This is a genomic window from Shewanella sp. ZOR0012 (assembly GCF_000798835.1).
Lineage (GTDB): Bacteria > Pseudomonadota > Gammaproteobacteria > Enterobacterales > Shewanellaceae > Shewanella > Shewanella xiamenensis.
Map to the genome: position 1 here is coordinate 3063843 of NZ_JTLE01000094.1, position 5154 is coordinate 3068996.

Consider the following 5154-nt stretch of genomic DNA (forward strand, 5'->3'; position numbering starts at 1 on the left):
GATTCTGCATTATCCGCCCCTTGAGCCGCCTTCTTGGCTTTAGCGCGAGCAATTGCGGCGGCAACAGCCGCTTTACCCTTAGGCGCTTCTGTGTTGCTCGTATCAGCAACAACGACCTCGACCGTCGCGTTATCGGTTGTGGCTTCTGCCGCTGCTGCCTTTTTGGCCGCAATCCGCGCCATGGCTTCAGCTACAGCATTCTTATCCGTTGAGGTCATGGTCGCTTGGCGACGCGCAGCGGCTTCTTTAGCCTTGGCTTCGCGGGCGAGTTTTTCTTCTTCGAGGCGTTGAATACGCGCCTCGAAGCGCAGTTTGGCGCGCTCGGCTTGATGCTTCTCATCGGCGGCTTGTTTTAGTGCCGATTTAGCGATGCGGTAGTATTCCACCAGTGGAATATCACTCGGGCACACATAACTACAGCAACCGCATTCGATACAGTCTTTTAGGTTGTAGCTGGCCGCCTTGTCATATTCTTCGGCTTTTGCATGCCAAAACAGTTGTTGTGGTAGCAAGAGTGCAGGGCAGGCATTGACACATTCGCCGCAGCGGATACAGGCCTTTTCTTCTGGAGTTATCCCAATCTCTTGACTACTCGGGACCAAAATACAGTTTGTGCCCTTTAAAATCGGTACTTGGATGGTCGGCAATGCGTGGCCCATCATTGGCCCGCCAATAATCACTTTTTGCTCGGCTTCGGCATTAAATTCAGTTTGCTTGAGCACATGCTCAACGGGCGTGCCTATGGGTAACCAATAGTTGCCAGGTTTACCGACATTTTGCCCAGTAACGGTAACTACTCGCTCAATCAGCGGTTTTCCTTGGGTCACGGCTTGATGAATCGCAAAGGCGGTTCCGACGTTATGCACCACAATCCCAAGCTTAGCGGGAATGGCGCCCGAGGGCACTTCACGACCGGTGATGATTTGGATCAGCTGTTTTTCACCGCCAGAGGGATACTTGGTTGGGATCACCGTTACCCGAGTGCTGCCCGCAGGGAGCGTGGATTGACTGACCGCCTGTTGCATCGCCTTTATGGCTTCAGGTTTGTTGTCTTCGATAGCAATCACAATGCGTTTTGGTGACAAAAGGCGATGGATAATCGCAATCCCCGCCAGAATGTCTTGGCTGTATTCGCGCATTAAGCGATCGTCGGCGCTGATATAAGGCTCGCATTCCACGCCGTTGATTATCACTAATTCAATTTCACTGACGGGATTGAGCTTAATGTGGCTTGGGAAGGCGGCGCCACCCATGCCGGCTATCCCTGCACCATGGATTTTGGCAATCATCTCCTGATTGCTGAGCTTAATTGAGCCTGGCGTTAACTCGCACCAGCGGTCTTCACCATCGGCAGCAATCACACAGGTATTGACCGGCAAGGCCGAGGCATGGTTACTGGCTCTTGGCTCAATGGCGACCACAGTACCAGAGGTTGGCGCGTGCACGGGCAAATGCCAAATTGAGGTACCTTGAGTTAATGGCGCGCCTTTTAATACTTTGTCACCCACTTTGACTGCAAGGGTGCAGTTTTCGCCTACCTGTGGCACAGGCACAAGGTATTCCTGCGCTAATGGCAGTTGGCTAATCGGTGTAGTGTTGGAGAGGAATTTGACTTCAGGTGGATGAATGCCACCAGGTGAGCGCCAAAGGGTTCCTTTATCTAATTGATCTAATAAAGTCTGCACCGCTTATCCTCTCTTTTCTTCGTGCGGGGTCTCTTGGATAAGAGTCACGGGAATGGCATTTAAGCGCCAGTTCCAGTTTTTCAGATTTTGGCCCACAGGGATCATATCGATACAGTCAACGGGGCAGGGCTCGACACAGAGATCGCAACCTGTGCAGTCAGCGGTGAGCACGGTATGCATGAGTTTGCCCGCGCCAATAATGGCGTCGACAGGACAGGCCTGAATACATTTAGTGCAGCCAATACATTCATCTTCGCGAATATAGGCGACTTTTTTGACTTGGGACTGAGCCTCGGCGTTGAGCGGCTCTGGCTCGACCCCCATTAAGCTGGCAAGTTTTTCCATGGTCGCAGTGCCGCCGGGCGGGCACTTGTTGACTTTATCGCCATTGGCAATGGCTTCGGCGTAAGGACGACAACCGGGATAACCACATTGACCGCATTGAGTTTGTGGCAGAATCGCTTCGAGTTCATCGACGATAGGATTACCTTCAACCTTAAATTTTAAGGCGGCAAATCCGAGTAATACCCCAAAGAACAATGCCAATAGGGTCAATAAGATAACGGCAATTAACATGGTGGACATCTATTTAACCAATCCTGTAAATCCCATAAAGGCCAATGACATCAGGCCCGCGGTGATCATGGCGATAGCACCGCCTTTAAACGGCATGGGCACATCGGCCGCCGCTAAACGTTCACGCATCGCGGAAAACAGAATTAACACTAAGGAAAAACCCACCGCAGCACCAAAACCATAGATAGCAGATTGAATAAAATCGTGTTTTTCGTTCACGTTTAATAGGGCTACCCCTAATACTGCACAGTTAGTGGTGATCAGCGGCAGATAAATTCCCAGTGCGCGATGTAGGGCTGCACTGGTTTTCTGCACTACCATCTCGGTAAATTGCACTACCACCGCAATCACCAGAATAAAGCTCATGGTACGCAGATAACTGAGATCAAAAGGCAATAATAGGTATTGATTCACTAGGTAACTGAGAATGGATGCCAAGGTCAACACGAAAGTGGTCGCCATAGACATACCGATAGCGGACTCCAGTTTGCTGGAGACCCCCATAAATGGACATAAGCCTAAGAATTTCACTAATACGAAATTGTTGACCAGTACAGTGCTGATCAACAACAGGAGATATTCACTCATCTCAATACTTGTCTAAACGGATCTTGGCCGTATTATCGACTTTTCCGTTTGCATAAACAACATATAGAATGCAGGGTTAACTATCTTTACTGTAAATATGCATGCTTGATTAACCCTGCATTGGTTTAAATTTGATCAGTTAGGGTGATGGCCTGTGGCTGGGCAATGTAATAGCCTTGTAGGCCATCAACGAGAAGTTTTTCGAGGGTTAATTTTTCTTCTTGGCGCTCAACACTGGTCGCAATTACGCGGATACCAATACGTCTGGCAACGTCTACCATCATACGCACGAAGAATTTGTTATTGCTGTCTTCATCGATCGCCGAGGTGTAGCTACCATCAAGCTTAATGTAGTCTGGGCGCACTTCGCTGAAGAATTTGAACGAGGTAAAACTCATGCCAAAACGCTCAATTGATACCCTCGAACCTACGCTATGCACTTCACGTACAAACTTATAACTCGCCCCTAAATTGGCTTGCATACCGGATTCGTTAATCTCAAATACTAAGCGTGAAGCGATATATTTATGCTTACCAAGAATATCCTTTAACCAGCCAACAAACAGTTCTTGATGCGCTGAAAAGGCACTGATGTTGATGCCAAAATTGCCGCTAATGGTGGGATTTTCTTTAAGCATTTTTAATGTAGTGATCACCACTAGTTTATCTAATTCTGTGCTCATTCCATGGCGCTCCGCCATGGCAATGACTGTGGTGGTCGGTAAAAACTTCCCTTCACTATTGTAGAAGCGTGCCAGCAACTCGCGATATACCTCGACATCGTTACGGCAAGGTTGAATCGGTTGTTGGAAAAATTTAAGCGCTTGGCGGGTGATTAGGTCATTGATTGCCAATTTCCAACGGTCGTCACCAAATTGCTGATCCGCATTGAGTTTCTCTTGAATATGATAACTATTAGGACCAAGGGTTTGCGCTATGCTGACAGCCGTATCTGCAAGGGATAGCAAATTGACGGGATCTGTCCCTTGTTGGTATGGGACAAGCCCGATATGTGCCGCGGATTCTGCTTTGATCATCTGTTGATATTCATCAAGGAAAATTTTCAGTTGATCTAAAAACTTAGGTCCATCCTTTAACACTAAATCTGGCAAAAAAATCGCAAAATCGGCACTGGAAACGCGGTAGCACTCTGCATCGGGATATTTTGAACAGGCTTTACGAATGCAATTAGCCACATTCGATAAATAATCGTCACCCGCTGAGCGCCCTTGAAGTTGGTTGATATGAGCTAGCTCAGTCGCCTTAACCATGGCCATTAATCCGAGTTGAGGAATCGCACGATTGTTAATACTTTCTAACTTGGAGGTAAAACGAGGACGACTGCCAAACCCCGTAATGGGATCTTGATAAGCCACTTTATGCAGTTTCTGGTTTTCCTGTGTGAGGCTATCGACTCGTGATTTTAACGTTGTTCGGCATTCCTCAAGCGCTAATCTGACGGGGGTCATTTCGCCATTCAGTCTAGAAGACTCTATGGCTGAAAAACTCAACTCCGGAACATGCATAATATAATCGGCAGCATAACGGATCGAAGATTTTAATTTATTGATAAGTAATAAAAAAACAACAACTAATACAATGTAAGCTAGCAGCAATGAGAATCCTAGCTGCTGGGTATTGGCAATGGCGTTTTCGATGGCTTGGTTAACACTCAACTTAACTTGTAACCGACCCGCAGGCAGCTTTTGTGTATGTGACAAATCTAAGGAAAATAACCCCGCAAGTGGGTGAGCCATTTGGACGTTGAGTTCACCTTGAGTGTAATTAAGTTGCCCATCAGTATCATCAATATATTGAAAAAATTGCAGAGGGTAATGTTCGGAGAGGCTTTGGTAAAGTTCGCTACCATTACCTTGCCACTGGTCAAAGTTGACCATGTATTGTTTGAAATTATTGAGTTCCTGCTGTTGTTCTGCCTGCAACTGGTGATTTTCGCTTTGATAAATCCAACCAAAAAGGCCTAAAAAGATCAGCAACAAAAAAATGGGATACGATTTAGACATCGCCATAAAATTCGCTCTCAATATGTCAAAGTATGTGCAATAAGATATTGCATGAGATTTGAAATAACACCGTTATCTGCGTGATGATACACGGTATTTTGGTTAACAAACTGCTCACAGTGTAACCGTATTTAAGGCAAAACAGAAATGAAAAGCGTGATCTATAAGCGTTAGATGTAGGATAAAAAACAGATGAAGTGAAATAAAATGGCTCCCCTGACTGGACTTGAACCAGTGACATACGGATTAACAGTCCGCCGTTCTACCGACTGAACTACAGG

Annotated in this window: 4 protein-coding genes; all 4 read right to left on the reverse strand. The window is 46.7% G+C overall.

Annotated features, from left to right (window positions below; translation table 11 throughout):
• The coding region (gene rsxC, locus L976_RS15115) for an electron transport complex subunit RsxC (RefSeq protein ID WP_047540562.1) at nucleotides 1–1685 on the reverse strand (1685 nt) is incomplete at its 3' end.
• 3 nt (nucleotides 1686–1688) lie between these two features.
• Nucleotides 1689–2270: an electron transport complex subunit RsxB gene (gene rsxB / locus L976_RS15120; RefSeq protein WP_011626120.1), complete on the reverse strand. Its 582-nt coding sequence runs from the start codon at nucleotides 2268–2270 to the stop codon at nucleotides 1689–1691.
• Nucleotides 2271–2849, reverse strand: coding sequence for an electron transport complex subunit RsxA (gene rsxA / locus L976_RS15125; protein WP_023267235.1), 579 nt, complete (start codon nucleotides 2847–2849; stop codon nucleotides 2271–2273). It lies immediately after the preceding gene.
• 125 nt (nucleotides 2850–2974) lie between these two features.
• Nucleotides 2975–4879, reverse strand: a complete 1905-nt coding sequence (locus L976_RS15130) for a bifunctional diguanylate cyclase/phosphodiesterase (protein WP_047538020.1) — start codon at nucleotides 4877–4879, stop codon at nucleotides 2975–2977.
• Between the last annotated feature and the right edge of the window lie 275 nt (nucleotides 4880–5154).

Bases quoted from the DNA above. Each gene is read 5' to 3' on its own strand.
- L976_RS15130 (WP_047538020.1), bottom strand. From the start codon at position 4,879: ATGGCGATGTCTAAATCGTATCCCATTTTTTTGTTGCTGATCTTTTTA.
- rsxA (WP_023267235.1), bottom strand. From the start codon at position 2,849: ATGAGTGAATATCTCCTGTTGTTGATCAGCACTGTACTGGTCAACAAT.
- rsxB (WP_011626120.1), bottom strand. From the start codon at position 2,270: ATGTCCACCATGTTAATTGCCGTTATCTTATTGACCCTATTGGCATTG.